This window comes from Paracoccus sp. KKT209 (assembly GCF_055635455.1).
Map to the genome: position 1 here is coordinate 2,141,524 of NZ_CM145758.1, position 26,291 is coordinate 2,167,814.

Genomic DNA, 26,291 nt, shown 5'->3' on the forward strand with positions numbered 1-26,291 from the left:
CCGGGTCAGCCCCGACGGATCGAGGCCATGCCCAGCACCCGCGCCCGCTTGCGCGGGTCGCTGTCGAACAGCGCGGCCAGCTGTTCGGTGATCGCGCCGGCCAGCTGCTCGGCATCGGTGATGGTCACCGCGCGTTGGTAATAGCGGGTCACGTCGTGACCGATGCCGATGGCCAGCAGCTCGACCGCGCGGCGTTTCTCGACCATGGCGATGACGTCGCGCAGGTGGCGTTCCAGGAAATTGGCCGGATTGACCGACAGCGTGCTGTCATCGACCGGCGCCCCGTCCGAGATCACCATCAGGATCTTGCGCGCCTCGGGCCGCCGCGACAGGCGCTTGTGCGCCCATTCCAGCGCCTCGCCGTCGATGTTTTCCTTCAGCAGCCCTTCCTTCATCATCAGCCCCAGGTTCGGGCGCACCCGGCGCCAGGGCGCATCGGCGGATTTGTAGATGATGTGGCGCAGGTCGTTCAGGCGGCCGGGCTGGGCCGGGCGGCCGGCGGCCAGCCAAGCCTCGCGTGCCTGCCCGCCCTTCCAGGCGCGGGTGGTGAAGCCCAGGATCTCGACCTTGACGTTGCAGCGCTCAAGCGTGCGGGCCAGCACGTCGGCGCAGATCGCGGCGATGCTGATGGGCCGGCCGCGCATCGAGCCTGAATTGTCGATCAGCAGCGTCACCACCGTATCGCGGAACTCGGTGTCCTTCTCGACCTTGAAGGACAGGGGCGTGGTCGGATTGGCCACGACCCGCGCCAGGCGGCCGGCATCCAGCACGCCCTCCTCCTTGTCGAACTCCCAGCTGCGGTTCTGCTGGGCCTGCAACCGGCGCTGCAACTTGTTGGCCAGGCGGCTGACGGCGCCGCGCAGGGGCTCCAGCTGCTTGTCCAGATAGGCGCGCAGGCGTTCCAGTTCGGCAGGATCGGCCAGATCCTCGGCGCGGATCTCCTCGTCCCAGGTCTGGGCAAAGATGCGATAGTCGGGGCTGGCCTCGCTGACCGGCGGCGGCTGGTCGGGGGGCGTCTCGGATTCGGGCATCTCGGCCTCGTCCGACATCTCGTCCTCCGAGCTGTCGTCCATGCTGACCTGCGCCTGGCGTTCGTCCTGGGTCTGTTCCTGGCTGCGCTCGGGGCTGGCCTCGGCCTCGTCGCTGTCGTCCTGGTCGCGGGACTGGTTGTCGCCACCCTCCTCGTCCTGCTCGGCGTTCTCCTCGGCGTCGTCCTCCTCGGGCTCGTCGGGATCCTCGCCCAGCTGGTCGCCATAGCCCAGGTCGGTGATGATGCGCCGCGACAGCCGCGCGAACAGCGCCTGGTCGGCCAGCGCCGCATTCACGTCGGCCAGCGCCCCGCCGGCCTGGCTTTCCACGAAGGGCCGCCACAGGTCGGCGACATGTTGCGCCCCGGCAGGCAGCGCCCGCCCGGTCGCGGCCTGGCGCAGGATATAGCCCGCCGCGACGGACAGCGGCGCATCGGCGGGCGCCTTGATCTGCGAATAGCCCTTCTTGTCGGCCTCGGCCCCGATCTTGGCGTCGATGTTGGACAGCGCGCCCGGCATGTCGCGGGCGCCAAGCGCCTCGCAGCGGGCCGTCTCCATCGCCTCGTAAAGCTCGCGGGCCATGGGGCCGGCCGGTGCGTATCTGGAATGGGTGCCCGCGTCGTGGTGGCGCATCCGCATCGCCAGGGCATCGGCAGTGCCGCGGGCCAGCAGGACCTCGTCCCGGCCCATCCGGCGGCTGATCTGCGGCAGGCGCATCGTGTCGCCCGCCACGCCCGCAGGGTCGGCGCTGAAGGTGACGTTCAGTTCGCGCTCGTCGGCCAGGGCGCGGGTCGCCTCGGTCAGCGCCTTCTTGAACGGGTCGGCAGGGTTGTCGGACTTTTTCATGGCAACCATAGAACACCACGGGCGGCGCCAGACAAGAGGGGCCGCGCGACGCCGCGCAGCCGCTGTGCGATCATGCGCGCAGGCGGCAGGCAACCTTGTCGCATCGGCGGGGTTGGTCCGGCGAACGCATCAACCTCCGAGGTTCCCATGTCCAATCCCCGCATCGCCGTCATCATCAGTTCAACCCGCGAGGCCCGCTTTGCCGACAAGCCGGCCGGATGGCTGATGGAGCAGGTCAAGGATCATCCCGATCTGGACTTCGAGCTGGTCGACCTGCGCGACCAGAACCTGCCCTTCTTCGACGAGGCCGCCTCGAACCTCTGGGCCCCGTCCGAGGACCCGAACGCCGTGGCCTGGCAGAAAAAGCTGGCGGGCTTTGACGGGTTCATGTTCGTCGTGGCGGAATACAACCACTCGATCACCGGGGCGCTGAAGAACGCGCTGGACCAGGCCTACAAGGAATGGAACCGCAAGCCGATGGCCGCCCTGGCCTATGGCGGCGTGGGTGGCGCGCGGGCGCTGGAGCAGCTGCGCCTGATCGCGATCGAGTTGCAGATGGTGCCGCTGCGGAACGCCGTCCATATCGGCGGCGGGGATTTCCTGAAGGTCTCGCCCCTGGGCGAGAATGCCCCGATGTCGACGATCGAGGATCACCTGAAGGGTTCGCTGAAGGCCACGCTGGACGAGCTGACCTTCTGGGCCAGGCTTCTCAAGGATGCGCCCAAGCCCTGATGCCGGCGCGGCCCCGACCATCCGGCCGGGGCCGCCCGTTTCAGCCCGCCTTGGCGGCGGCGCTTTCGGGCAGTTCCTCGTCGAACAGGCGCTGATAGAACTCGGCCACGGTCTGGCGCTCCAGTTCGTCGCACTTGTTGAGGAAGGTCAGCCGAAAGGCATAGCCCACGTTGTCGAAGATCCGCGCGTTCTGCGCCCAGGAGATCACCGTCCGGGGCGACATGACCGTGGACAGGTCGCCCTGCATGAAGGCCGTGCGCGTCAGGTCCGCCAGCGTCACCATCTGGCTGATCGTGCGGCGGCCCTTTTCGTTGTTGTACTGCGGCACCTTGGCCAGAACGATCGCGGCCTCGGCATCATGGGACAGGTAGTTCAGCGTGGCGACCAGCGACCAGCGGTCCATCTGGCCCTGGTTGATCTGCTGCGTGCCATGGTAAAGGCCCGTCGTGTCGCCCAGGCCCACGGTGTTTGCCGTCGCGAACAGGCGGAAGCAGGGGTTCGGCGTGATCACCTCGTTCTGGTCCAGCAGCGTCAGCTTGCCGTCGGTTTCCAGCACGCGCTGGATCACGAACATCACGTCGGCCCGGCCGGCGTCGTATTCGTCAAAGACGATGGCGGTCGGGTTGCGCAGCGCCCAGGGCAGGATGCCCTCGTGGAACACGGTGACCTGCTTGCCGTCGACCAGCTTGATCGCGTCCTTGCCGATCAGGTCGATCCGGCTGACATGGCTGTCCAGGTTCACCCGCACGCAGGGCCAGTTCAGCCGCGCGGCCACCTGTTCGATATGGGTCGACTTGCCGGTGCCGTGATAGCCCTGGATCATCACCCGGCGGTTATAGGCAAAGCCCGCCAGGATCGCCATCGTGGTGTCGGGGTCGAACTTGTAGGTGCTGTCGATTTCCGGGACGCGGTCGGTGCGTTCGGCAAAGCCCTTCACCTTCATGTCGCTGTCCAGACCGAACACTTCGCGCAGGTCGATCTCTTCGGTGGGTTTGGCGTTCATGTCCAGCATCGTCCGGCCCTTTCAACATCTCAGCGCCTTGATCGCGCATTCATGGCGCAGGCGCAAGGCAGGGCCTTGCAGGGCGCAGGCGCAAGGCAGGGCCTCGTTGACGCGCGGGAACAGGGTCCATAAGCTGCGCCCACACCCATGCCGAGGACCTGTTGCCTGTGACCCAAGCACGACTGACCGAGCTGGAGCAGCTGATCTCGCGTGTCGCCATGGGCGACCGAACCGCCTTTGACGCCCTTTATGACGCGACCTCGGCCAAGCTGCACGCGGTCTGCCTGTCGGTGCTGAAGGACCGTCCCGAGGCCGAGGAAACCCTGCAGGAGGTCTATATCCGCGTCTGGCAAAGCGCCGCGCGCTATGCCTCGAACGGTCTGTCGCCGATGACCTGGCTGATCACCATCGCCCGCAACCGCGCCATCGACCGGCTGCGCTCGCGCAGCGCCCGCCCGGCCACCGCATCGGAAGATGCCGCGGCCGCCGTGCCGTCATCTGATCCCAGCCCCGAAACCGCGACCATTCTGGCGCAGGAGCGGCGGATGCTGCACGAATGCCTGGCGAAGCTGGGCGGGCCGCAGGCCGGGGCGGTGCGGGCGGTCTATCTGGAAGGCGTCACCTATGCCGATCTGGCCGAACGCGAGGGGATGCCCATCAATACCGTCCGCAGCTGGCTGCGCCGCAGCCTGCTGCGTCTCAAGGACTGCGTGACGCAATGATCGACGACGCCCCCCTGACCCCGCATGAGGAAGACGAGGCCATGGCCGCCGAACTGGCCTTGGGCCTGCTGGACGGCGCCGAGGCGCAGGAGGCCGTGGCGCGGCTGTCGCAGGACCCGCAATTCGCGCAGTCCGTGCGCGACTGGCAGGAACGGCTGGCGGCCATGACCGACGACCTGACCCCCGTGATGGCCCCCGCCCGCGCCCGGCAGGCCATCCGCGAGCGGCTCGGCCATGCGCGGGCGCCGCTGACGCGGGATCCGAACGAACGCGGCACGTGGTGGCGCAGCCCCTGGGGCGCGCTGGTGGGCGCCTTGGCGGTGGCGGCCACGGTCGCCGTGCTGTGGCTGCCCGGCCAGCAGCAGCCGGTGACCGGCCCGGCCTATCAGGTCGAACTGGTGGCGCAGGAGATGGCCCTGCGCGTCGCGGCACAGGTGGAGGGCCGCGAGATGCAGTTCCTGATGCAGAGCGGCGGCGCCGCCGAGGGCCGCGACCTGGAGATCTGGTGGATCGAGCCGGACGGATCCGCGCCCATCTCCATGGGGGTGCTGCCGCGCGACGGCGATATGCGCATGACCCTGCCCCAGGGGATGGAGCCCTCGGACCAGATCCGCATCGCGCTGTCGGACGAACCCGCCGGCGGCTCGCCGACCGGGCAGGCGACCGGACCCGTCGTGGCCATCGCGGAACTCACGCGTTTGTGAACATAAGGTTTTGGGGCGGGGTGCAACTTCCCCGCCCTGCCCTTCGTGGTTGGGGATACCGGGCGACGATGAACGCCCCGATACCCAACCGGAGGAACCGTCATGACCACCAGCTTCACCAAGATCAGCGCCTCGATCCTTGCCGCCACGATCGCCCTTGGCGCACCTGCCATGGCCCAGAACACGATGGTCGGCGGTGCCGAAATGTTCCCCGACCGCAACATCGTGGAAAATGCCGTGAACTCGGCCGACCACACCACGCTGGTCGCTGCCGTGCAGGCCGCGGGCCTGGCCGAGACGCTGTCCGGCCCCGGCCCCTTCACCGTCTTTGCGCCGGTCAACAGCGCCTTTGAAAAGCTGCCTGCCGGCACGGTCGAGGACCTGCTGAAGCCCGAGAACCTTGAGACGCTGCAGAAGGTCCTGACCTGCCACGTCGTCCCGACCGAGGCCTTCTCGCCGGCCGTGGGCCGCATGGTGATGGACGGCGGCGGCTCGGCCGCGCTGGAGACCGTGGGCGGCTGCACGCTGACCGCCTCCATCGACGCCACCACCAACGCCCTGCAGATCACCGACGAGAACGGCAATGTCGCCACCGTCAACATCCCGGATGTCGATCAGTCGAACGGCGTGATCCACGTCATCGACACCGTCCTGCTGCCGGCGTCGTAACCCGCCACGGCAGGGGGCAGCGCCCCCGAACCAGCTGCCCCATGGCCCGCGCAGGTTTCGCCTGCGCGGGCTTTTTGCCGCTCTGGTGCGGCGCGGAAGAACCTCTGGCCCGTTTCGGGCGTTGCGCAGCCAAAGGTGCTTGCGGCACGGTGCCGCAACCGACAAATCCAGAGGGACGACATGAGTGGTCTGGTTGCGCTTCTTGACGACATTGCAAGCATCTCCAAGGTGGCGGCGGCCTCGATCGACGACGTGGCGGGACAGGCCGCCAAGGCCGGGGCCAAGGCCGCGGGCGCGGTCATCGACGATGCCGCGGTGACGCCGAAATACGTGCACGGCTTTGACGCCGGCCGGGAACTTCCCATCGTGTGGAAGATCGCGCGCGGCTCGCTGTTCAACAAGCTGGTGATCCTGCTGCCGGTGGCGCTGCTGCTGTCGGCCTTTGCGCCCTGGGCCATTCCGCCCCTGCTGATGCTGGGCGGGGCCTATCTGTGCTATGAAGGCGCCCACAAGGTGGCGCATCTGTTCCTGCACACCGATGCCCATGACAGCGAAAAGCACACCCACCCCAATACCGATGGCGCCGCCCTGGAGGAGGCGCGGGTGGCCGGCGCGATCAAGACCGACTTCATCCTGTCGGCCGAGATCATGACCATCGCCCTGTCCACGATCCCGGTGCAGGACTCCCTGCTGATGAAGGCGGTGATCCTGGCGCTGGTCGCGGTGGCGATCACGGTGGCGGTCTACGGTTTCGTGGCGTTGATCGTGAAGGCCGACGACCTGGGGGTGCATATGGCCACGCAGCGCAGCGGCGCCGTGGCGGCCTTGGGACGCGGGATCGTCCATGTCATGCCCGGCTTCATGACGACGCTGACCGTGGTCGGCACCGCCGCGATGATCTGGGTCGGCGGGCAGATCATCGTCCACGGCCTGCACGAACTTGGCTGGCACGCCCCCTATGACCTGATCCACGACCTGTCGGAATCGGCGGCCGCCGCGGTGCCTGCCGCGCCGGGCATCGTCGGCTGGATCACCACGGCCTTCTTCGACGGGGTGGTGGGCCTGGCCATCGGTCTGCTGCTGCTGCCCATCGTGACGCGGGTCATCAACCCGCTGCTGCAGGTCACGATCCTGCCGCTGATGGCGCGCTGGTGGCCGGTTCAGAAGGAGATTCGCCAAGATTGACCGGTTGGTCAAATACTGTCACATTCCGTCCATGCGAATGTTGCGGAGCTGTCACGCGGAGGGCTTAGGCGGGGCAGCACATCGCAACTCCAATGGGAGGGAATACAACATGATCCGATACAGCACCGCATCCGCGGTGGCGCTTGTTGCGTCGCTGAGCGCGGCCTCGGCCGAAACGGCGATCGAGTGGTGGCACGCCATGGGCGGCGAACTGGGCGCCAAGCTGGAAGAGATCGTCCAGGGCTTCAACGACAGCCAGGACGAATATCGCGTGAACCCGTCCTACAAGGGCACTTACCCCGAGACGATGACCGCCGCGATCGCGGCCTTCCGTGCCAACCAGCAGCCGACCATCGTGCAGGTCTTCGAGGTCGGCACCGGCACGATGATGGCCGCCGAGGGCGCCATCGTCCCCGTCCACCAGCTGATGGAGGAGCATGGCCAGGGCTTTGACAAGTCCGCCTTCCTGCCGCAGGTCGTGGGCTATTACACCGACCCCGAAGGCAACATGCTGTCGATGCCGTTCAACAGCTCGACCCCGATCGTGTATTACAACAAGTCGGTCTTCGAGAAGGCCGGCCTGGACCCCGAACAGCCGCCCAAGACTTGGGCCGAGCTGGAGCAGTTCTCGAAGCAGATCAAGGACTCCGGTGCGGCCAGCTGCGGCTTCACCACCCAGTGGATCAGCTGGATCCAGACCGAGAACCTGTCGGCCTGGCACAACCAGCCGATCGGCACGATGGAGAACGGCTTTGGCGGGCTGGATGCGCGGCTGTCGCTGAACGGCCCCGTGCAGGTCAGGCACTGGGAGAACCTCAAGCGCTGGTCCGACGAGGGCATCTTCAAATATGGCGGCCCGGTCGGCGGCGACAACGCCGCGCCGATGTTCTATTCGCAGGAATGCGCGATGATCATGGGCAGCTCGGCCAGCCGGGCGGGCGTGATCGCCAATGCCAAGGACTTTGACCTGGGCTATGGCATGCTGCCCTATTACGAGGATGTCGAAGGCGCGCCGCAGAACTCGATCATCGGGGGCGCGACCCTGTGGGTGCTGTCGGGCAAGTCGGATGAGGAATATGCCGCCGCCGCGGCCTTCTTCGACTATCTCTCCTCGCCCGAGGTGCAGGCGGATTGGGCGTCCTTCTCGGGCTACTTGCCGATCACCGAGGCTGCGCGCGAGCAGATGGCCGACTTCTACGCCCAGAACCCGGGCGCCGATACCGGCATCAACCAGATCACGCTGAACGAGCCGACCGAGAACTCCAAGGGGCTGCGGTTCGGCAACTATGTCCAGATCCGCGGCATCATCGACGAGGAGTTCGAGCAGCTGATGTCCGGCTCCAAGGATGCCCAAGGGGCGCTGGACAGCGTGGTCGAGCGTGGCGACGACCTGCTGGAACAGTTCCAGGCGCAAAGCCAGTAAGCACTGGCAGTCATGGCCGGGGCCGCGCCTGATGCGCGGCCCCGCGCCCTTTTTCACGACCCAAAGCCCCGGTATCCGATGAAGCGCACCATCTTCAACAACCAGCTGTTGCCCTGGCTGCTGCTGGCCCCGCAGCTGATCATCACCTTCGTGTTCTTCCTGTGGCCGGCCGCCCAGGCCGTGCGGCAGAGCTTTCTGCGCGAGGATGCCTTCGGCACCCGGTCGACATTCGTCGGCCTCGACAACTTTGTCCGCCTCTGGAACAGCCCCGAATACCTGAACTCGCTGCAGGTGACGGCGGTCTTCGCGATCTCGGTCACGGTGCTGTCGATGGGACTGTCGCTGCTGCTGGCCATCGCGGTGGACCGGATGATCCGGTCGACCCGCGTCTATACCACCCTGCTGGTCTGGCCATATGCGGTGGCGCCTGCGGTGGCGGGCATCCTGTGGTGGTTCATCTTCAATCCCACAATCGGGATCATGCCCTATGTGCTGGGGCAGTTGGGCTATGACTGGAACCACATCAGCAACAAGGGCGATGCCATGGCGCTGGTGGTGATCGCCAGTGCCTGGAAGCAGATCAGCTACAACTTCCTGTTCTTCCTGGCGGGACTGCAGGCCATCCCCGCGTCCCTGCGCGAGGCCGCGGCCATCGACGGGGCGGGTCCGGTGCGCCGCTTCTTCGACATCACCTTTCCGCTGCTGTCGCCGACCACCTTCTTCCTGCTGGTCGTGAACATCGTCTATGCCATGTTCGACACCTTCGGCGTTATCGACGCCACGACCGAGGGCGGCCCGGCGCAGGCCACCAACATCCTGGTCTACAAGGTCTATTTCGACGGCTTCGTGGGCCAGAACCTGGGCAGCTCGGCCGCGCAGTCGGTCGTGCTGATGATGCTGGTCCTGGTGCTGACCGTGATCCAGTTCCGCTATGTCGAAAAGAAGGTGGCCTACTGATGATCGAGAACCGCCCCTATCTAAATGCGCTGGCGCATCTGACGCTGATCCTGGGCATCTGCGTCGTGGCCCTGCCGGTCTGGGTGGCCTTTGTCGCCTCGACCCACAGCGCCACGGATTTCATGTCCGGCACGATCCCGATGTGGCCGGGCCCGCATCTGGTCGAAAACTACAGCCTCATGCTGGGGGCCGGCGTGTCCACCAGCGGCACGCCCCCCGTCGGCACGATGATGTTCAACAGCCTGATCATGGCGCTGTCGATCGCGATCGGAAAGATCGTGATCTCGGTCCTGTCGGCCTTTGCCGTGGTCTATTTCCGCTTTCCGTTCCGTGGCCTGGCCTTCTGGTGCATCTTCGTGACGCTGATGTTGCCGGTCGAGGTGCGGATCGTGCCGACCTTCCAGGTCGTGGCCGACCTGGGAATGCTGAACAGCTATGCCGGCCTCTCGATCCCGCTGATCGCATCGGCCACGGCGACCTTCCTGTTCCGCCAGGTCTTCCTGACCATCCCGGACGAGCTGACCGAGGCCGCCCGCATCGACGGGGCCGGCCCCATGAAGTTCTTTCGCGACATCCTGCTGCCCCTGTCGCGCACCAACATCGCCGCGCTGTTCGTGATCCTGTTCATCTATGGCTGGAACCAGTATCTCTGGCCGCTGCTGATCACGACCAGTTCGGATTATTACACCATCGTTGCGGGGATCAAGCGCATGGCGGATGCCGTGGACGGCCTGCCGCAATGGCACCTGGTCATGGCGACCGCGATGCTGGCGATGATCCCCCCCGTGGTGGTGGTCATCGGCATGCAGCGCCTGTTCGTCAAAGGTCTTGTCGAGACGGAGAAATAAGACGTGGCTTCCATCATCCTGGACAATCTCGGCAAGATCTATGCCGGCGGCACCCGCGCCGTGGGCGACGTGAACATCGACATCGCGGACGGCGAATTCATCGTTCTGGTGGGGCCTTCGGGCTGCGGGAAATCCACGCTGCTGCGCATGGTCGCGGGGCTTGAATCGGTCAGCGAGGGCCAGGTCCGCATCGGCGACCGCGTGGTCAACGACATCGAACCGGCCGAGCGGGACATCGCGATGGTGTTCCAGAACTATGCCCTTTATCCGCACATGTCGGTGCGCCAGAACCTGGCCTATGGGTTGAAGAACCGCGGCACGCCCAAGCCCGAGATCGAGCGGCGGGTCAAGATCGCCTCGGACATCCTGCAGATCGGACCCTTTCTGGACCGCAAGCCGCGGGCCCTGTCCGGCGGCCAGCGCCAGCGCGTGGCCATGGGCCGCGCCATCGTGCGCGAACCCGCCGCCTTCCTTTTCGACGAGCCGCTGTCGAACCTGGACGCGAAACTGCGCGTCGCCATGCGGCTGGAGATCAAGGAGCTGCAGAAACGCCTGCGCACGACCTCGATCTACGTGACCCATGACCAGCTGGAGGCGATGACCTTGGCCGACCGGCTGGTGGTGCTGAACGGCGGCCGTGTCGAACAGATCGGCACCCCGCTGGAGGTCTATCGCCGTCCTGCCTCGGCTTTTGTGGCGGGCTTCATCGGCAGCCCGGCGATGAACCTCATCGACGCCAGCGCCGTACCTCACCTGCCGGGCATTTCGCATGTTGGCATGATCGGCATCCGCCCCGAGGACCTGACCGTCACCCCCGACGGTCCGATCGAGATGCAGGTCACTGCGGTCGAGGAACTGGGCGCCCACCGGCTGGTGCATGGCAAGACGGGCGGCGAGCGCATCACCATCACCCTGCCCTCGGATGCGCCGCTGTCGGACCGGCTGCGCCTGTCCTACCCGCCGCAGGCGCTGCACCTGTTTCACAAGGACACGGGCAAGCGGCTGGACTGAAACGTGAACATCCGGCCTTGCCGCGGGGGGTGATCGTGCTACCCTGAGGGGAACATCGTCCGGAGGTTTCCCCATGTGCCTGTCGCTGTCCTGCACGCATCACAATCCCATCGCCTGCATCGTGCCGCCCTACATGCTGCGGGTGCTGGCGTTGCGCGGGGACGCGGCCACCGCGCAGATGGCGCGCACGCTGCTGCGGCATGACGAGGCGCTGCGCGACGAACGCGCCGCCCATGCCAGCCCCCCGGTTGCGGCCGAGGGCGTTTTGCCGATGGCAGATCCTGGCCTCTGCTGTCCCGAACGGCGCATCCATGATGGTGAATTCCGTGCCGCCCTGCCCGGCCGCCTGGTCCGGTCCGAGGGCGAGGCCCCCAGCGGCATCGCGGACGCGGACTTGGCCTATGACAGCGCGGGCCAGGTCTTTTCGCTGTTTGCCGAGGAATACGGCCGCAATTCGCTGGACGGGCGCGGCATGCCGCTGGTGGCCACGGTCCAGCACCGCCGCGACTACAACAACGCCTTCTGGAACGGCGAGCAGATGGCCTATGGCACCGGCGACGGCCGCATCTTCCGGACCTTCCTGGAACTGTCTGTCATCGGGCACGAGATGGCGCATGGGGTCATCCAGCACTCCGGGGGGCTGATCTATGAAAACCAGTCCGGCGCCCTGAACGAAAGCATTGCCGATGTCTTTGGCGCCCTGTCCCTGCAACGGCCGCTGGACCAGCAGGTGCATGAGGCCGACTGGCTGGTTGGCCGCGGGATCCTGGGTCCCGGCGTGAACGGGCGGGCGCTGCGCAGCATGAAGGCACCGGGCACCGCCTATGCCGATGACCTTCTGGGGCAGGACCCGCAGCCCTGGCACATGGACCACTTCGTGACCACGACCGACGACAATGGCGGGGTGCACATCAATTCAGGCATCCCGAACCACGCCTTCTACCTGTTCTGCGCCTATCTGGGGGGCCGGTCCTGGCAGCTTCCGGGCCGGATCTGGTATCGGGCGCTGCAGGACCTGAACAACCCGATGGCCAGTTTTTCGGACTGGGCCGACCAGACGCTGCGCACGGCCTCCGCGCTGACCGGCCAGGGCAGCATGGAAGGACAGCTGCTGCGGCGGGCGTGGAAACTTGTCGGGATCGCGCTCTGACGCTAGGCTTGTGCCGTCTGGCAAGGGGCGGCACATGATCATCGAGATCGCGACCGAGGGCGGGTTCGGCGGCATCAGGGCCGCCGCCAGCCGCAAGCGCATCGAGACCGACGGACAGCCACAGGACCTGCGGGAGGCGCTGTGCAGCGCCTTCGCGCCACGTGCGCTGACGCAGCTGGCCGGGACAGACTGCGCCAACTGCCCAGACGGGCTGAGCTATCGGATCACCGTCATCGAAACCGGGCAGGAGCCGCAGACCTTCACCCTTTCGGAAGGGCAGATCCCGGACCAGATGCTGGACCTGATCGACCGGCTCTAGGCCCGGCGCAGGAACACAGCCAGATCGGCAACATTGGTGCCGGTGGCGCCGGTGACGATCAGGCCATCCGCCGCAGCCAGCGCCGGGGTGGAATCGTTGCGCGCCAGGGCGTCCTCCGGTTCGATGCCTTGGGCCCGCATCAGGTCCAGGCTGTCGGGGCCGACGATGCCGCCCGCGGCCTCGCCCGGGCCGTCGCGCCCGTCGCTGCCCATCGCGGCAAAGATCCAGTCGGAGCCCAGTCCCCGCCGCTCGGCCTCGACGGCAAAGCGCAAGGCCAGTTCCTGGTTTCGCCCGCCCATGCCGCGGCCCCGCAGCCGCACCGTCGTCTCTCCGCCGAAAGCCAGCGGCAGTCCCGGCGCGGCATCAAGGGCCAGGGCGACCAGCCCTTCGGCGCAAAGCTGGACGTCGCCCTGCAACGCCATTCCAGCTTCGACCGCGCCAGCCGCGACCATGGCGGCGATGCTCTGCCCGTTTGAACCGATCAGGCGGTTCCGGTCGGGACCTGTATCGGGCATGGCCTGGTCACGCGCCAGCACAGTGCGGACCGACAGTGGCAGATTGTCCCAGATGCCCAGGTCACGGGCGACACGGGCGGCCTCGGCCGGGCCGCCGATCGGCCCCGCCGTCGGGCCCGAGGCGATCACCCGCAGATCATCCCCCGGCACGTCCGACAGGATCAGCGCATGGACCGGGGTCTGCGACAGCCGCAGCCAGCCGCCGCCCTTCAGCCGGTCCAGCTGCTGCCTGATCAGGTTCGTCTGCAGGATATCGGCGCCGCAGCGCAAAAGCCGCGCATTGACCTCCTGCAGATCCGACAGCGACAGCCCCGCCGCCGGGGCCGGCAGCATGGCCGAGGCCCCGCCCGAGATCAGCGCCAGCACCCTGTCGCGGGCGGTCGCGCGGGACAGCAGGCGCTCGATTTCGGTCGCGGCAGCCAGGCCCGCCTCGTCCGGTTCGGGATGACCGGCCTGCAACACCCGGGCCCCCGCCAGGGAGGCGTCATTGCCCGCATTGGTGACGACCAGCACCTCGGCCACCGGTTCTCCCTGCAGCGCCTCCAGCGCGGCCGCGGCCATCGCGCGGGCCGCCTTGCCCACCGCGATTACGTGCCAGCACCCGCCGGCCGCCAGTGGTTGCGCCAGCAGGTCCGGCATAGCGCGCGCCACCGCCGGCCCCGGCGCCGCAGCGGCGATCCCGGCCCGCAGCAACTCCATCACATGCTGTCTCATCCTGCCCCCCGCAAAGAACCAAGGTCAGCTTGGCCCCAGACGAGCCGATGTCAACCGGCCGGGGCGCGGATCAGACGACCAGATCGCGCGGCCGCTGCTTTGCCCGGAAGGCAAGAACGTTCTCCAGAGCCCGCAAGGCCATCCGGGTGCGCGTCTCGTCCGTCGCCGTGCCCAGATGCGGCAACAGGGTGGCGTTGGGCGCCTCCAGCAACTCCTGCGGGACATGCGGCTCGCGTGCATAGACGTCGAGGCCCGCCCCGGCGATGGTGCCGTCCCGCAGCGCCGCGATCAGCGCCGCCTCGTCCACGACGTCGCCGCGGGCGATGTTGACCAAGCAGCTGTTCGAACCCAAAGCGCACAGTTCAGGGGCGCCGATCAGGCCGCGCGTTTCGGCGCCACCGGGCACGGCCACGACGGCCACGTCACTGGCGGCCAGCATCTGGTGCAGGTCCTGGAACTGGCGCGCCGGGATATCCAGGGCCGAGACGATCGAGCGGTTGAAGAAGGCGACATCCATGCCAAAGCCCAGATGACAGCGCCGGGCGATGGCCTTGCCGATGCGGCCCATGCCGATGATGCCGACCGTCCGCCCGGACATTTCGTGCCCAAGCAGCTGCGTCGGGTTCCAGCCCGTCCACTGCCCGGCCCGCAGCAGCCGCTCCCCTTCCGAGGCGCGGCGCAGGACCATCAGCATCAGCGTCAGCGCCAGGTCGGCGGTGGCGTCGGTCACCACGTCCGGGGTGTTGGTCACCGTGACGCCGGCCGCGCGCGCCGCCGCGATGTCGATGTGGTTGTAGCCCGCCCCGAAATTCGCCAGCAGCCGGCACCGGGATTGCCCCGAAAAGGCGCCGGCGGTGAAGGCATCGCCAAGCGTCGGGATGATGACGTCATGATCCGCCATCGCCTGCCCGGCCTCGGCCTCGGTCAGGGGGGTGTTGTCGCGGAAGGTCGCGTCGAATTGCGCGCGGATCGCGGCAGTGGCCCGCAGGGTCATGGGCCGTGTCACCAGCAGCTTCAATAAAGCCTCCCGCCATTGGGCACGTTCAGGTCAGGGCGGATCAGAACGACCTCGCCCTCGGGGTCGGGGACGCCCAGCACCAGGACCTCGGACAGGACCGGGCCGATCTGGCGCGGGGGAAAGTTCACCACGCACAGGACCTGCTTGCCCACCAGCGTGGCGGGGTCGTAGTGGCGCGTGATCTGGGCCGAGGACTTGCGGCTGCCCATCTCGCCCAGGTCCAGCCACAGCTTGATCGCGGGCTTGCGCGCCTCGGGGAAGGGTTCGGCGCGGGTGATGGTGGCCACGCGGATGTCGACCTTGAGGAAGTCGTCGAACGTGATGGTCATGCCTCGCCCCGTCCCAACTGCCGCCCCCGTTCCGTGGCGGCGGCGACCGTGCGTGCCATCAGCGGCGGCAGGCCCGTCTGCGGGTCCATCAGCACCTTCAGCCCCGCAGCGGTGGTCCCGCCGGGCGAGGTGACGTTCTGGCGCAGCACGGCCGGGTCCTCGTCGGCGTCCACTGCCAGCGCGCCCGCGCCGGCAACGGTCATGCGCGCCAGTTCCAGCGCCAGCTGCGGCGACAGGCCCTGCGCCTCGCCGGCCGCGGCCATCGCCTCGATCAGGTGGAAGACATAGGCCGGGCCGCTGCCCGACAGGCCCGTGACCGCGTCCATCTGGTCCTCGGATGCCAGCCGGACCACGCGCCCGACGGCCCGCATCAGCGCCTCGGCCAGGTCCAGATGCGCCTCCGTGGCCCGGCCATTGCCGATCAGCGCCGAGATGCCCTGCCCGATCGCCGCCGGGGTGTTGGGCATCACCCGCACGATGGGGGCGCCCGGAAACGCGGCTTCGAAGGTGGCGATGGTCGTGCCCGCCGCGACCGAGATCACCAGCGTATCGGCCAGATCGGGCATCCGCGTCAGCGCGTCGCCCATCATCTGCGGCTTGACGGCCAGAACCACGACGGCGGGACGTTCCGGCAGCGCGGCATTCACCTTCAGGCCGCGGTCCTGCCATTCCGGCGCCAGGTTCGGGTCGATGACCGTGACCGCGGCGGGCTGCAGGCCGCGCGACAGCCAGCCCTTCAACATCGCCCCGCCCATCCGGCCACAGCCGACCAGCACCAGGCCGCGCTGGTTGATATCGTCGAAATCGCTCATCCGCTTCCCCCCTTATCTCCTTGGGGCGGCTGCCCCCCTCAGGCCCGTCCGTAGGCTTGGCCCAAAGCGATGTCCAGCGCGGCGGCGGGCGTCGCATCGCCCCATCCGACCAGTTGGAACGAGGGATAGAACCGCTCGCAGCCGGTGATGGCGCTGCCGATCATCTGGTCGATCTGTTCGGGCAGGGCCAGCGCATCGCCCGCCAGAACCAGCCCATAGCGCCAGACCATCAGCCGCTGCTGCGTCCAGAGGGTGAAGCCCCCGTCCCAGACCTGGTCATTGGCCAGGTTGATCGTCTCGTAGATCAGCGGCAGCCGGTCGGCAGGCGGATCCATGTCAAAGGTGCAGATCAGGCGCAGCACCTCCTCGCGGGCCGACCAGGCCAGGGTCAGCGAATAGCTGCGCCACTGGCCCTCGACGACCATGGCGATCTGGTCGTCGGCCAGCCGGTCGAAATCCCATTCGTGATGGGCGGCCACGGCCTCGACGATGTCGATCGGATGGATCTCGTCGCTGGCGATGAAATGATCGGTCTGTGCCATGGCCTGCCTCCTGCCGTCGGAGCGGGGGGATCCCGCTAACCCTTGGTGAGCACACAATAACGGGCGGGTTGGCCCGAATGTTCCTACCAGATATCGTGGGGGGCTTTGGAGGGGGTGTAAAGCCTTAACCGCACCCGGCAATTGCATCCACAGGGGGCCTGCCCTACCAGATCGGGCAGGGACAACGATCAGGAAACGCAACATGCAGCGGGATCACGGGGGCAATCTGGACGTCGCGCAGGCGCGTTTCGGGGGCGATGACTGGATCGACTTGTCCACAGGAATCAACCGCCAGCCCTGGCCGGTCCCGCCCCTGTCCGAGGTCGCTTGGCGCTGCCTGCCCACCGCCCGGGCCGAATCGCGGCTGATTCGCGTGGCGGCCGACTGGTACGGGTGCCGCACGGAACAGCTGCTGCCGGTGGCCGGTGCCTCGGCCGCGATCCAGCTGCTGCCTCGCATCCTGGCCCCCGGCCGGGCGGCGGTTCTGGCGCACAGCTACAACGAGCACGCGGGCAGCCTGGGTGCCGCGGGCTGGCAGGTCCGTGCAGCCCCCGGCATTGAGGAGATGGCGGGCGCCGACCTGGCCGTGGTCGTGAACCCCAACAATCCGGACGGCCGCGAATGGTCGCCCGCGCGGCTGACGGCGCTGGCGGCCACCGTGGGCCGTCTGATCGTGGATGAGAGCTTTGCCGATCCGCGCCCCGACCTGTCGCTGGCCTGCGACCTGCCGGGCAATGCCGTAGTGCTGCGCAGCTTTGGCAAGTTCTGGGGATTGGCGGGGCTGCGTCTTGGCTTCGTCATCGCGCAACCCGACCTGCTGGCGCAACTGCGCGACGCCGCCGGCCCCTGGTCCGTCAACGGCCCCGCGCTGGAGATCGCCGCCGCCGCCATGGCCGACCTTCCCTGGGCCGACCAGACCGTGACCTATCACAGCGAGGCCAGTCTGCGGCTGGACCATGTCGCGCAGAAGGCGGGCTGGCAACCCGTGGGCGGCACGCATCTGTTCCGGCTTTACAACACGCCCGACGCCCCGGCGGCGCAGGCGCGGCTGGCCCGCGCCCGCATCTGGTCGCGGCGCTTTCCCTATTCGGACCGCTGGCTGCGGCTTGGCATCCCCGGCACCCGGACCGAATGGGACCGGCTGCTGATGGCGCTGACCCCATAAAGCGACGATGCGAAGGTCCCTGTCATCCCGGCAAGGATCGCATCATGATGACGATGTTCGTGACGGAGCCCTTCTGATGCCCCTGCCCCTTCTTCGCCGCCTTTTGCCGCTGGCGCTGCTCCCCGCCCTTCTGGCGGGGCCCGCGCCGGCCGACGCGCCGCTGATCATCCTGGACCGGACCCAGCTGCCCTTCGACCTGGGCCCGGGTCATCCCGCCAACAACCCGGCGCGAGCCGCCAATTCCCCCAATGCGGCCTGGAACTCGGGCGGCAACACGGCGAATTCGTCGGCGGCCTGGGAGAACCGGCCCTCGAACCCGGCCAACGAACAGCGGCTGATCTTCACGGCGGGGGGCGATGTCCTGGGCTATTACGCGCCCAACGCTGGCGGCGTGCTGAACCTGTTCGACGTGAACGGGCGCCGCGTCGCCTATCGCCCGGCGCGCGGCACGAAAAGCCTGTTCACGACGGCAGGGGCTTGGTGCGGCACTGTGGATGGCCTGCGCGACGGCAGCTTTGTGCTGGCCGTCACGGCGGAATGCGCCCGCCTGTTTTCGCGCTGAAACGCCAATGACTTAAATCGGTTACATTGCGGCCCTACACCGCCCAGACAAGGACCCGGAGACGGCAATGGATAACGGCTACAAGGACTGGCTCGAGGCAGAGCTGCAGGAAACGCTGGACGAGGACCTGGAGATCGAGCTGGAGGACGCGGTCCTGTCGGCCGAGATCCGGCGCATCTATCGCAGCCACCATCCCGACCAGATCGACCGCAAGCTGTATTTCCACGAGCTGCTGCGCCTGCAGTCCGAGCTGATCCGCCTGCAGGACTGGGTCAGCCACCACAAGGAAAAGGTCGTGGTGATCTTCGAGGGTCGCGATTCGGCCGGCAAGGGCGGCGCGATCAAGCGGATCACGCAGCGGCTGAACCCGCGCGTGGCCCGCGTGGTGGCCCTGCCCGCGCCGTCGGACCGGGAAAAGACCCAGTGGTATTTCCAGCGCTATGTTCCCCACCTGCCCGCGGGCGGAGAGATCGTGCTGTTCGACCGCAGCTGGTACAACCGCGCCGGCGTCGAGCGGGTGATGGGCTTTGCCTCCGAGGACCAGGTCGAGCAGTTCTTCCAGGACGTTCCGGAATTCGAGCGGATGCTGGTGCGGTCGGGCATCCGGCTGGTGAAATACTGGTTCTCGATCACCGACGAGGAACAGCAGATGCGTTTCCAGATGCGCATCCACGACCCGCTGAAACAGTGGAAGCTGTCGCCCATGGACCTGCAGAGCCGCGTGCGGTGGGAATCCTACACCAAGGCCAAGGAGGACATGTTCGTGCGCACGAACATCCCCGAGGCGCCCTGGTACATCGTGCCCGGCAACGACAAGAAGCGCGCCCGCCTGAACTGCATGAGCCACCTTCTGGAAATGATCCCCTATGAGGACGTTCCCCATGAAGAGGTCCGGCTGCCCGACCGCGTCTTCAAGCCCGATTACGAACGCGAGGTCCTGCCGCGCGAGCTGTATGTCCCGCAGAAATACTGAGGCGATCAGCGGCGCTTGCGCGGCACGACCGTCCGGTTGCCGCGCGGCCCGGTCATGACCGGCGTGTTGGCGCGGTTCTCCTCCTGAAGCTTGCGCCAGCGCTCCAGCCGCTCGGCCGACAGCTCGCCGGCGGCGACGGCGGCCTGAACGGCGCAGCCCGGTTCATGCGCATGGGTGCAGTCGCGGAACCGGCAGGCGGGCGCCAGGTCGGTGATCTCGGCGAACAGCACGTCCAGCCCGGCGGCCACGTCGCTGACATGCAGCGTGCGCATACCGGGCGTGTCGATCGCCCAGCCTCCGCCCCGGATGGCATGCAGCGACCGTGCGGTGGTGGTGTGGCGCCCCTTGGCATCGCTCTCGCGGATGCCGCCGGTTTCCTGCGCCTGGTCCGGCGCCTTGTCGGCCAGCGTGTTCAGCAGCGTCGACTTACCCACGCCCGACGATCCGACCAGCGCCACCGTCTGCCCCGGCCCGCACCAAGGGATCAGCGCCGCGGCCGCATCGGGGGCCTTGGCGTTCAGCATCACCACTTGCAGGCCCCGCTGCAGCGCCTCGGCCTGCGCGCGCCAGGCGGCCGGGTCCTCGACCTTGTCGATCTTGGTCAGCACGATCACCGGATCGGTGCCGGCCTCGTTCGCCAGTGCCAGATACCGCTCCAGCCGCGCCGGGTTGAAGTCGTCGTTGCACGAAGTCACGATGAACAGCGTGTCGACATTCGCTGCGATCAGCTGCTGGACCGTCGCACCTTCGGTCCGGCGCTGCAGCAGGGCCTTGCGGTCCAGCCGGCGCATCAGGACCCGTGTGTCGGGGTCGATCAGCACCCAGTCCCCCACCGCGAAGTCGGTCGTGTTCACCTGCGGGGGCAGCCCCAGGCGGATCTGGCCCTCACCCGTTTCCGCCGTCAGCCGCGACCGGTGGACCAGCGCGATGCGCACCGGGACCAGCCCCGCATCCTCGGGACCGGTCTGGTCGGCGAAGAACGGGGACCAGCCAAGACCGGCCAGGGCGGCGGGGGTGATAAGGGTCGCTTTCGTCACCTCATCTGCATGGCGTCGGCGTGACTGGGATGCAAGCTTTTCCTGCAACTCCATGGCTTGGCCCTGCAGGTCCGGGGCCTGCCGCGGCGATCTCGCGCACGTGACGCATAAGTCCTCGCCATCCGGGGGCATGGCGCGATATAGGGGCATTGGATGGCAGCGGCGTCTGCGGCTTGCGCATGCGCGATCCGCGGATGGCCGGGGCGGTCCATCTGGTTTCTCCAACCCCGCTGGCAGGCGTAAGGGCGCTGATACATGAGCATTACCGACACCTCCATTCCTGCGCGTCAGGCCAAGGAATGGGTGCAGATCCTGGCAAAATACCGCGAGCCCTCGACTCGCCGCAGCGTGATCGAGCTGGTGGTGACGCTGGTGCCCTTCCTGGCGCTCTGGGCACTGGCCTGGGCTGCGCTGTCGGTCAGCTATTGGCTGGCGCTGGCGATCGCGATGGTCAACGGCCTGTTCCTGGTGCGGATCTTCTGCATCCAGCACGATTGCGGGCACGCCTCCTTCTTCAGGAACCGGACGGTGCAGGACTGGGTGGGGCGTGCGCTTGGCGTGCTGACGCTGACGCCCTATGATGTCTGGAAGCGCACCCATTCGCTGCACCACGCGCAGCATGGCAACCTGGACCAGCGCGGCATCGGCGACGTGATGACCCTGACCGTCTCCGAATATCGCAGCCGCAGCCGTTTCGGGCGGCTGATGTACCGGCTCTATCGTCACCCCTTCGTCCTGTTCGTCTTGGGGCCCACCTACCTGTTCATCCTGCAGAACCGGCTGCCCATCGGGCTGATGCGGGCGGGATCGCAGTTCTGGATCTCGGCCCTCGGCACCAACCTGGCGCTGGCGGCGATCCTGGGGCTGATGATCTGGCTGGGCGGACCGGCACCCGTGCTGCTGATCTTCCTGCCGACCTCGATGGTGGCGGGCACGATCGGCGTCTGGCTGTTCTATGTCCAGCACCAGTTCGAGGAGACGCATTGGGCCAAGGGGGACGACTGGCAGCTGCACGAGGCCGCCCTTGCCGGCTCCTCGCATTATGTCCTGCCCCAGCCCCTGCGCTGGCTTTCGGCCAATATCGGCATCCACCATGTCCATCACCTGTACAGCCGCATCCCCTTCTACCGATTGCCCGAGATCCTGCGCGATCATTCCGAACTGGCCTCGGCACAGCGGCTGACGCCCCTGGAAAGCCTGCGTTCGGTGAACCTGCATCTGTGGGACGAAAAGCTGGGCCGCCTCATGTCCTTCCGCGAGGCCCGTCAGCTTTACGGCGCCAGCTGAGGTTTTTTCCCCAAGGCTGCGGCAATGCCAGCCGCAGCCTTGGGAGGACCGCCCCTGTTAGCCGCACCCAGTTGCGAATTGTAATGTTATTACGTATCTAACGCCCTCATCCGGAGGGCACATGATGAAACGCAGCCTGCCGCAGCAGCGACCTAGCACTACCACGTCCGCAAATCGGACGGCAAAGCTGCGCCTGCCCTGCCGATGCGGCTTGACCCCTGCGCCGGCTGCGGTCATTCATCGAGGCGATGGTTCCCGGCCAAACCACGCGCGGCCGGGTGAAAAGGGAACACGGTGCGGTGTAGCCATCAGGCGCCAAATCCGTGACTGCCCCCGCAACTGTAAGCGGAGAGCGTTCTTCGACGCCACTGCGCCCGATCCGGGTGCGGGAAGGCGAAGACCGCGACGACCCGCGAAGTCAGGAGACCTGCCATCGAAGACGACGACCACCGGGCGGGGTGTCCCGGAAGGAGCATTCGATGGATGATCTCTTGTGCCGACCCGTGGCCATGCCCGGTGTCCGCCCGCTGAACCGTCCCCGGGCGGCCGATGCCGCTGTCCGGGGGTGCCGATGACTCCGGCGGTGCAGCTTTCGGATGTCTGCTGGGGCCCCGCGCGGCGCCCCGACATCCTGTCTGACATCAGCTTCAGCGTGCCACAGGGGCAGGTCATGGCGATCTGCGGGGCCAATGGTGCGGGAAAATCATCGCTGCTGCGGCTGATCTATCGCCATCACGCTCCGCGCCAGGGCCGCATCGCCCTGATGGGGCGCGACCTGTGGCGGACCCCCGCGGATCAGGTGGCCCGCAGCCTGGCGGCGGTGCTGCAGGAACAGCCCACGGATTTTGCCCTGACCGCGCGGCAGATCGTGGCGCTGGGCCGCCTGCCGCATCGGCGCGGCTGGTCGGCGGGGCTGTCGCTGCCGGGCCAGGCGGATGCCCCGATCATCGCCGGCGCGATCGACCGCATGGACCTGACCGCGCTGGCCGACCGCCCCTATGGCAGCCTGTCAGGGGGCGAGCGTCAGCGCGTGATGGTGGCCCGCGCCCTGGCCCAGGAACCGCAGGTCATCGTGCTGGATGAGCCTACGAACCACCTCGACATCCGCCACCAGCTTGAACTGCTGGCCCTGCTGAAGGGCCTGGGCCTGACCGTCATCGCCACGCTGCACGACCTGACGCTGGCGGCCGAATTCGCGGAACGCGTGCTGGTCCTGTCGCAGGGTCGCGTGCTGGCCGACGGTCCCCCCGACCAGGCCCTGACCGAGACGACGCTGGCGCGCGCCTTCCAGGTCCGGGCGCGGGTCGACCGCAGCGGGCCGTCGCCCCGTTTCACCTTCCACCTGTGACCGTTTTCCCGAAAGGCCCGCCGATGATCCGCCTGTCCCTTGCCGCCATTCTTCTGTCCGCAGGCGCCGTGCTGGCCCAGCCGGTGACGGTGCAAAGCTGCGACAGGCCAGTGACATTCGACACCCCGCCACGCCGCGCGATCTCGAACGACGTGAACCTGACCGAGATGATGCTGGTCTTGGGCCTGCGCGACCGGATGATCGGCTATACCGGCATCTCGGGCTGGAAGACGCTGGATGCCCAGATGCGGGAGGGCATCGCCGAACTGCCGGAGCTGTCGGAAAAATACCCTAGTAAGGAGGTCCTGGCCGCGGCCGAGCCGGATTTTTTCTTTGCCGGCTGGAACTACGGCATGAAGGTCGGCGGAGAGGTCACGCCCAAGACCCTCGCCCCCTTCGGCATTCAGGTCTACGAGCTGACGGAAAGCTGCATCCACCTGGGGCCGCGACCCCGGTCCAGCATGGAGGACATGTATGCCGACATCCTGAACCTGGGCCGCATCTTCGCGGTCGAGGACCGGGCCACCGCGCTGGTCGAGGGATGGAAGACCCGGCTGGAGGCCGCGACCCAGGGCACAGGCGGCGGCGATCCGCTGCGTGTCTTCGTCTATGACAGCGGCGAGGCCGCGCCCTTCACCGCCGGCGCGCATGCCATGCCGACCGCCCTGATCCTGGCCGCCGGGGGCCGCAACATCCTGGACGACCTGGACAAGAGTTGGGCCGAGGTCAGCTGGGAGGCCGTGGTGGACCGCGACCCAGAGGTCGTGGTCATCGTGAACTATGGCGACGTGACCGCGCAGCAGAAGATCGACTTCATGAAATCCAGCCCCGCACTGGCCGGGATCGACGCCGTCAGAAACGACCGCTTCGTGGTCCTGGATTATGTCGAGGCGACGCCGGGCCCGCGCAACATCCAGGCGGTCGAAAAGCTGGTCGCCGCCTTCCGGGAACCGCGGAGATGACCGACAGCACGATCGGAGCCATAGCCGCACGGAGTCCGGCCGCCAGGATGGGGCTCAGGCTGGGCTTGGGGACCATCTTGGCCGGGATCATGGTGATGGCCATCGGCATCGCGGTTTCGGTCGGTGCGGTGTCGGTACCGCTGACGACGGTCTGGGGCGTGGTGCTGGACCGGCTTCTGCCGGGCCTTTTGACCCCGGACTGGAGCGCGGGGCGCGCCAGCATCGTGTGGGAGATCCGCCTGCCCCGCGTGATCCTGGCCGGCATCGTCGGGGCGGGCCTGGGCCTGGTAGGTGCGGCGCTGCAATCGGTGACCCGCAACCCGCTGGCCGACCCCCACCTGCTGGGCATCTCGTCCGGCGGGGCCTTCGGGGCCATCGCGGCGCTGCTGCACACGGGGCTGTTTCTGGGGACGCTGACCGTGCCGCTGATGGCCTTCGGCGGTGCGCTGGTCGCGACGGGGCTGGTCCTGGGGCTGGCCGGGGTCGCCCGCGCCACCAGCGCCGACCGCCTTGTCCTGACCGGCGTCGCCGTCAGCTTCGTGGTGATGGCCTGCGCCAATATCCTCATCTTCCTGGGCGACCCCAAGGCGACGCATACAGTCGTCTTCTGGATGCTGGGCGGGCTTGGCCTTGCGCAATGGGCGCATCTGGCCTGGCCGCTGGCGGTGCTTGTGCCCTGCGGGCTGTGGCTTTGGGCGCAGGCCGGCCGGCTGAACGCGATGAGCCTAGGGGACGAAACCGCCGCCAGCCTGGGGCTGGAGGTGGGGCGGTTCCGCCTGACCGTCTTTGTCGTGGCCGCGCTGATCACCGGCGTGATGGTCGCCTTTTCGGGCCTGATCGGCTTTGTCGGCCTGATGATGCCGCACCTGGTCCGCATGTTCGTGGGCGGCGACAATGCCCGCGTGCTGCCGGCATCGGCCTTTGCGGGTGCCGTGTTCCTGATCGGCGCCGATGCCCTGGCGCGCGTCGCACTGGCGCCCGAGGACCTGCCCGTCGGCGTCGTCACGGGGCTCTGCGGCGGCCTGTTCTTCATCTGGATCATGGCCCGCCGGGGCTGACGGCCCCGCCTGCGGCCCCTGTCCGGGCCTCAGGCCTTCCGGGGCCTGCCCGTGTCCGGGTCGTCGGCATCCAAGGCCGAGGCATGCCGGTCGACCAGGAAACTGGTCCCGCCATGGATGATCGCCGAGGCGAAGATGGTAAAGGCCACCAGCGCCCAGAGCTGCGCCTCGTTGACGAATTCCATATGGCCCGTCGCATAGCCCACGTAATAGACCGACCCGATGCCCCGCACCCCGAAGAACCCCACGATCAGCCGGTCGCCCGAGGTCATCCCCGTCCCCAGCAGGGACAGCCACCCGATCAGCGGGCGGATCACCAGCAACAGGCTGAACCCGATCAGCGAATGCCGCCAGTCCAGGACCGGCCAGAGCGAGGGCAGGATGCTGCCCAGCAGCACCAGCAGGATCGCCGTCAGCGCATGTTCCACCGCCTCGCTGAAGGCGTGGAGCCGCTTGTGGAACTGGTGCTTTTCCTGGACCCTGCGGCACATGAGGCCCGCGGTGAAGGCGCCGATGAAGCCATAGCCCTCGGCCAGTTCGACCACGCCGTAGCACAGAAGGACCGCGCCAAGCGCCAGGACGCCGGGGCCGCTCTTCTCGATTGCGCTGCGGCCCCAGGACGAGAACAGGCTGCGGCCCAGCACCCAGCCCACCAGCGCGCCCAGCACCGCCCCGACGGTGATCCGGTAAAGAAGATCGCGCAGCACCCATTCCGCCAGCCATTGCGAGGGATCGGTGCCATGCGCGGCGATGATCAGCCCCAGATAGACGAAGGGAAAGGCCAGACCGTCGTTCAGCCCGGCCTCGGCCGTCAGGGTGAAGCGGACCGGATGCTCTCGCCCCTCCAGCGGCGGGCCGACCTGCACGTCGCCCGCCAGCACCGGATCGGTCGGCGACAGGACCGCGCCCAGCATCACCGCCCCCGCGACCGTCATCCCCGCCAAGGCCCAGCCCAGGAAGGCCAGCACCCCGATCGTCAGCGGCATGGCGATCAGCAGCAGGCGGAAAGTGGGGCTCCACCGGCGCCAGCTGCTGACATTGTCGATGCGCAGGCCGGTCGCGAACAGCACCACGATCACCGCCACCTCGCTGGTGATTTCCCAGATGCGGGGGGAAACGGTCGGGTCCAGCGCTTCGGGCATGCCGGGAACGAAGGCAAAGGTCACCAGCCCCATGATCATCAGGATCGCCGATGACGAGGCCGCCCGCAGAAGGGCGAAGCGCGGCAGCAGATAGGCCACGAAGACCGTGGCCCCGACCACGGACATCAGCACATGAATGGGCGAGAGACCGAAGAACGGCTCGGCTTCGGACATCGGGATCCCTTTCGTCGGACCGGCCGCGCAAGATCATTTGCAGGGCGTCATAATCC

27 protein-coding genes and 1 riboswitch are annotated in these 26,291 nt (G+C 67.7%); of the genes, 18 read left to right on the forward strand and 9 right to left on the reverse strand.

Translation table 11 applies throughout. The features are described from left to right. Positions 1 to 5: 5 nt before the first annotated feature. Positions 6 to 1,874 carry a cobaltochelatase subunit CobT gene (cobT, locus tag ACZ2G3_RS10695; protein WP_419267901.1) on the reverse strand — a complete coding sequence of 623 codons (1,869 nt, stop codon included), beginning with the start codon at positions 1,872 to 1,874 and terminating at the stop codon, positions 6 to 8. A gap of 147 nt (positions 1,875 to 2,021) precedes the next feature. Between cobT and ACZ2G3_RS10700 the strand changes: the two genes are divergently transcribed. After that, positions 2,022 to 2,606 carry an NADPH-dependent FMN reductase gene (locus ACZ2G3_RS10700; protein WP_470395895.1) on the forward strand — a complete coding sequence of 195 codons (585 nt, stop codon included), beginning with the start codon at positions 2,022 to 2,024 and terminating at the stop codon, positions 2,604 to 2,606. A gap of 40 nt (positions 2,607 to 2,646) precedes the next feature. Here ACZ2G3_RS10700 and cobS read toward each other — a convergent pair whose 3' ends face one another. After that, on the reverse strand, positions 2,647 to 3,618 hold the full coding sequence (gene cobS / locus ACZ2G3_RS10705; RefSeq protein ID WP_470395896.1) for a cobaltochelatase subunit CobS: 972 nt from the start codon (positions 3,616 to 3,618) through the stop codon (positions 2,647 to 2,649). A gap of 158 nt (positions 3,619 to 3,776) precedes the next feature. On the opposite strand from cobS, the gene ACZ2G3_RS10710 reads away from it, so the two are divergent. The 10 genes from ACZ2G3_RS10710 (at position 3,777) to ACZ2G3_RS10755 (ending at position 12,597) form a co-directional block, all read left to right on the forward strand. Then, positions 3,777 to 4,331, forward strand: a complete 555-nt coding sequence (locus ACZ2G3_RS10710; protein ID WP_470395898.1) for a sigma-70 family RNA polymerase sigma factor — start codon at positions 3,777 to 3,779, stop codon at positions 4,329 to 4,331. Then, a complete protein-coding gene (locus tag ACZ2G3_RS10715) occupies positions 4,328 to 5,035 on the forward strand; it encodes an anti-sigma factor (protein WP_470395900.1) in 708 nt (235 codons plus the stop codon). The genes ACZ2G3_RS10710 and ACZ2G3_RS10715 overlap by 4 nt, the downstream gene beginning before the upstream one ends. Before the next feature lie 102 nt (positions 5,036 to 5,137). Next, a complete protein-coding gene (locus ACZ2G3_RS10720; RefSeq protein WP_470395902.1) occupies positions 5,138 to 5,704 on the forward strand; it encodes a fasciclin domain-containing protein in 567 nt (188 codons plus the stop codon). A 180-nt stretch (positions 5,705 to 5,884) separates the two neighbouring features. Continuing rightward, positions 5,885 to 6,889 carry a DUF808 domain-containing protein gene (locus ACZ2G3_RS10725; protein WP_470395904.1) on the forward strand — a complete coding sequence of 335 codons (1,005 nt, stop codon included), beginning with the start codon at positions 5,885 to 5,887 and terminating at the stop codon, positions 6,887 to 6,889. Positions 6,890 to 6,998: 109 nt separating this feature from the next. Further along, complete coding sequence (ugpB, locus tag ACZ2G3_RS10730) at positions 6,999 to 8,312, forward strand: sn-glycerol-3-phosphate ABC transporter substrate-binding protein UgpB (RefSeq protein WP_470395906.1); 1,314 nt, start codon at positions 6,999 to 7,001, stop codon at positions 8,310 to 8,312. 78 nt (positions 8,313 to 8,390) lie between these two features. Beyond that, positions 8,391 to 9,269, forward strand: coding sequence for a sn-glycerol-3-phosphate ABC transporter permease UgpA (gene ugpA, locus ACZ2G3_RS10735; protein WP_470395907.1), 879 nt, complete (start codon positions 8,391 to 8,393; stop codon positions 9,267 to 9,269). After that, positions 9,269 to 10,117 carry a sn-glycerol-3-phosphate ABC transporter permease UgpE gene (gene ugpE, locus ACZ2G3_RS10740; protein WP_419267892.1) on the forward strand — a complete coding sequence of 283 codons (849 nt, stop codon included), beginning with the start codon at positions 9,269 to 9,271 and terminating at the stop codon, positions 10,115 to 10,117. The genes ugpA and ugpE overlap by 1 nt, the downstream gene beginning before the upstream one ends. A 3-nt stretch (positions 10,118 to 10,120) precedes the next feature. After that, entirely contained in the window at positions 10,121 to 11,128 is a 1,008-nt protein-coding gene (locus ACZ2G3_RS10745; protein ID WP_470395909.1) for a sn-glycerol-3-phosphate import ATP-binding protein UgpC, read from the forward strand. A 73-nt stretch (positions 11,129 to 11,201) separates the two neighbouring features. Then, positions 11,202 to 12,278 carry a M4 family metallopeptidase gene (locus tag ACZ2G3_RS10750; RefSeq protein WP_470395911.1) on the forward strand — a complete coding sequence of 359 codons (1,077 nt, stop codon included), beginning with the start codon at positions 11,202 to 11,204 and terminating at the stop codon, positions 12,276 to 12,278. A gap of 34 nt (positions 12,279 to 12,312) precedes the next feature. Next, positions 12,313 to 12,597, forward strand: coding sequence for a protealysin inhibitor emfourin (locus tag ACZ2G3_RS10755; protein WP_470395913.1), 285 nt, complete (start codon positions 12,313 to 12,315; stop codon positions 12,595 to 12,597). Here ACZ2G3_RS10755 and ACZ2G3_RS10760 read toward each other — a convergent pair. From ACZ2G3_RS10760 to ACZ2G3_RS10780, 5 genes are all read right to left on the reverse strand, one after another. Next, positions 12,594 to 13,826, reverse strand: coding sequence for a glycerate kinase type-2 family protein (locus ACZ2G3_RS10760; RefSeq protein WP_470395915.1), 1,233 nt, complete (start codon positions 13,824 to 13,826; stop codon positions 12,594 to 12,596). The two genes, ACZ2G3_RS10755 and ACZ2G3_RS10760, sit on opposite strands and share 4 nt — an antisense overlap. 70 nt (positions 13,827 to 13,896) lie before the next feature. After that, entirely contained in the window at positions 13,897 to 14,820 is a 924-nt protein-coding gene (locus tag ACZ2G3_RS10765; protein ID WP_470395916.1) for a 2-hydroxyacid dehydrogenase, read from the reverse strand. Between the two features lie 20 nt (positions 14,821 to 14,840). After that, complete coding sequence (locus tag ACZ2G3_RS10770; RefSeq protein ID WP_470395918.1) at positions 14,841 to 15,173, reverse strand: tRNA-binding protein; 333 nt, start codon at positions 15,171 to 15,173, stop codon at positions 14,841 to 14,843. Beyond that, on the reverse strand, positions 15,170 to 15,985 hold the full coding sequence (gene proC / locus ACZ2G3_RS10775; protein ID WP_470395920.1) for a pyrroline-5-carboxylate reductase: 816 nt from the start codon (positions 15,983 to 15,985) through the stop codon (positions 15,170 to 15,172). Before proC ends, ACZ2G3_RS10770 begins: the two co-directional genes overlap by 4 nt. A 38-nt stretch (positions 15,986 to 16,023) precedes the next feature. Beyond that, on the reverse strand, positions 16,024 to 16,527 hold the full coding sequence (locus ACZ2G3_RS10780; protein ID WP_419267884.1) for a type III secretion system chaperone family protein: 504 nt from the start codon (positions 16,525 to 16,527) through the stop codon (positions 16,024 to 16,026). Positions 16,528 to 16,729: 202 nt separating this feature from the next. Here ACZ2G3_RS10780 and cobD point away from each other — a divergent pair, with 202 nt between their 5' ends. From cobD to ppk2, 3 genes are all read left to right on the forward strand, one after another. Continuing rightward, positions 16,730 to 17,692, forward strand: a complete 963-nt coding sequence (gene cobD, locus ACZ2G3_RS10785) for a threonine-phosphate decarboxylase CobD (protein ID WP_470395922.1) — start codon at positions 16,730 to 16,732, stop codon at positions 17,690 to 17,692. Positions 17,693 to 17,768: 76 nt separating this feature from the next. Continuing rightward, on the forward strand, positions 17,769 to 18,254 hold the full coding sequence (locus ACZ2G3_RS10790; RefSeq protein ID WP_470395923.1) for a hypothetical protein: 486 nt from the start codon (positions 17,769 to 17,771) through the stop codon (positions 18,252 to 18,254). 67 nt (positions 18,255 to 18,321) lie between these two features. Further along, a complete protein-coding gene (gene ppk2 / locus ACZ2G3_RS10795) occupies positions 18,322 to 19,227 on the forward strand; it encodes a polyphosphate kinase 2 (protein ID WP_470395925.1) in 906 nt (301 codons plus the stop codon). 5 nt (positions 19,228 to 19,232) lie between these two features. Here ppk2 and rsgA read toward each other — a convergent pair whose 3' ends face one another. Continuing rightward, positions 19,233 to 20,264: a ribosome small subunit-dependent GTPase A gene (gene rsgA, locus ACZ2G3_RS10800; protein WP_470395926.1), complete on the reverse strand. Its 1,032-nt coding sequence runs from the start codon at positions 20,262 to 20,264 to the stop codon at positions 19,233 to 19,235. A 255-nt stretch (positions 20,265 to 20,519) separates the two neighbouring features. Here rsgA and ACZ2G3_RS10805 point away from each other — a divergent pair, with 255 nt between their 5' ends. The 4 genes from ACZ2G3_RS10805 (at position 20,520) to ACZ2G3_RS10820 (ending at position 24,919) form a co-directional block, all read left to right on the forward strand. After that, the gene (locus tag ACZ2G3_RS10805; RefSeq protein WP_419267879.1) at positions 20,520 to 21,551 is read left to right on the forward strand and encodes a fatty acid desaturase; all 1,032 of its coding nucleotides are present in this window, start codon (positions 20,520 to 20,522) and stop codon (positions 21,549 to 21,551) included. 232 nt (positions 21,552 to 21,783) lie between these two features. Beyond that, a riboswitch (cobalamin riboswitch) is annotated at positions 21,784 to 22,000 on the forward strand. 122 nt (positions 22,001 to 22,122) lie between these two features. Beyond that, the gene (locus ACZ2G3_RS10810; protein WP_470395928.1) at positions 22,123 to 22,899 is read left to right on the forward strand and encodes an ABC transporter ATP-binding protein; all 777 of its coding nucleotides are present in this window, start codon (positions 22,123 to 22,125) and stop codon (positions 22,897 to 22,899) included. A 23-nt stretch (positions 22,900 to 22,922) separates the two neighbouring features. Then, a complete protein-coding gene (locus ACZ2G3_RS10815; RefSeq protein WP_470395930.1) occupies positions 22,923 to 23,861 on the forward strand; it encodes an ABC transporter substrate-binding protein in 939 nt (312 codons plus the stop codon). Then, on the forward strand, positions 23,858 to 24,919 hold the full coding sequence (locus ACZ2G3_RS10820; protein ID WP_470395931.1) for a FecCD family ABC transporter permease: 1,062 nt from the start codon (positions 23,858 to 23,860) through the stop codon (positions 24,917 to 24,919). Before ACZ2G3_RS10815 ends, ACZ2G3_RS10820 begins: the two co-directional genes overlap by 4 nt. A gap of 29 nt (positions 24,920 to 24,948) precedes the next feature. Here ACZ2G3_RS10820 and ACZ2G3_RS10825 read toward each other — a convergent pair whose 3' ends face one another. Continuing rightward, a complete protein-coding gene (locus ACZ2G3_RS10825) occupies positions 24,949 to 26,235 on the reverse strand; it encodes a cation:proton antiporter (protein ID WP_470395933.1) in 1,287 nt (428 codons plus the stop codon). Positions 26,236 to 26,291: the final 56 nt, after the last annotated feature.

Coding starts and splice junctions, on each gene's coding strand:
- cobT (WP_419267901.1), bottom strand. CDS start 1,874: ATGAAAAAGTCCGACAACCCTGCCGACCCGTTCAAGAAGGCGCTGACC.
- ACZ2G3_RS10700 (WP_470395895.1), top strand. CDS start 2,022: ATGTCCAATCCCCGCATCGCCGTCATCATCAGTTCAACCCGCGAGGCC.
- cobS (WP_470395896.1), bottom strand. CDS start 3,618: ATGCTGGACATGAACGCCAAACCCACCGAAGAGATCGACCTGCGCGAA.
- ACZ2G3_RS10715 (WP_470395900.1), top strand. CDS start 4,328: ATGATCGACGACGCCCCCCTGACCCCGCATGAGGAAGACGAGGCCATG.
- ACZ2G3_RS10720 (WP_470395902.1), top strand. CDS start 5,138: ATGACCACCAGCTTCACCAAGATCAGCGCCTCGATCCTTGCCGCCACG.
- ACZ2G3_RS10725 (WP_470395904.1), top strand. CDS start 5,885: ATGAGTGGTCTGGTTGCGCTTCTTGACGACATTGCAAGCATCTCCAAG.
- ugpB (WP_470395906.1), top strand. CDS start 6,999: ATGATCCGATACAGCACCGCATCCGCGGTGGCGCTTGTTGCGTCGCTG.
- ugpA (WP_470395907.1), top strand. CDS start 8,391: ATGAAGCGCACCATCTTCAACAACCAGCTGTTGCCCTGGCTGCTGCTG.
- ugpE (WP_419267892.1), top strand. CDS start 9,269: ATGATCGAGAACCGCCCCTATCTAAATGCGCTGGCGCATCTGACGCTG.
- ACZ2G3_RS10750 (WP_470395911.1), top strand. CDS start 11,202: ATGTGCCTGTCGCTGTCCTGCACGCATCACAATCCCATCGCCTGCATC.
- ACZ2G3_RS10755 (WP_470395913.1), top strand. CDS start 12,313: ATGATCATCGAGATCGCGACCGAGGGCGGGTTCGGCGGCATCAGGGCC.
- ACZ2G3_RS10760 (WP_470395915.1), bottom strand. CDS start 13,826: ATGAGACAGCATGTGATGGAGTTGCTGCGGGCCGGGATCGCCGCTGCG.
- ACZ2G3_RS10765 (WP_470395916.1), bottom strand. CDS start 14,820: ATGACCCTGCGGGCCACTGCCGCGATCCGCGCGCAATTCGACGCGACC.
- ACZ2G3_RS10770 (WP_470395918.1), bottom strand. CDS start 15,173: ATGACCATCACGTTCGACGACTTCCTCAAGGTCGACATCCGCGTGGCC.
- proC (WP_470395920.1), bottom strand. CDS start 15,985: ATGAGCGATTTCGACGATATCAACCAGCGCGGCCTGGTGCTGGTCGGC.
- ACZ2G3_RS10780 (WP_419267884.1), bottom strand. CDS start 16,527: ATGGCACAGACCGATCATTTCATCGCCAGCGACGAGATCCATCCGATC.
- cobD (WP_470395922.1), top strand. CDS start 16,730: ATGCAGCGGGATCACGGGGGCAATCTGGACGTCGCGCAGGCGCGTTTC.
- ACZ2G3_RS10790 (WP_470395923.1), top strand. CDS start 17,769: ATGCCCCTGCCCCTTCTTCGCCGCCTTTTGCCGCTGGCGCTGCTCCCC.
- ppk2 (WP_470395925.1), top strand. CDS start 18,322: ATGGATAACGGCTACAAGGACTGGCTCGAGGCAGAGCTGCAGGAAACG.
- ACZ2G3_RS10805 (WP_419267879.1), top strand. CDS start 20,520: ATGAGCATTACCGACACCTCCATTCCTGCGCGTCAGGCCAAGGAATGG.
- ACZ2G3_RS10810 (WP_470395928.1), top strand. CDS start 22,123: ATGACTCCGGCGGTGCAGCTTTCGGATGTCTGCTGGGGCCCCGCGCGG.
- ACZ2G3_RS10815 (WP_470395930.1), top strand. CDS start 22,923: ATGATCCGCCTGTCCCTTGCCGCCATTCTTCTGTCCGCAGGCGCCGTG.
- ACZ2G3_RS10820 (WP_470395931.1), top strand. CDS start 23,858: ATGACCGACAGCACGATCGGAGCCATAGCCGCACGGAGTCCGGCCGCC.
- ACZ2G3_RS10825 (WP_470395933.1), bottom strand. CDS start 26,235: ATGTCCGAAGCCGAGCCGTTCTTCGGTCTCTCGCCCATTCATGTGCTG.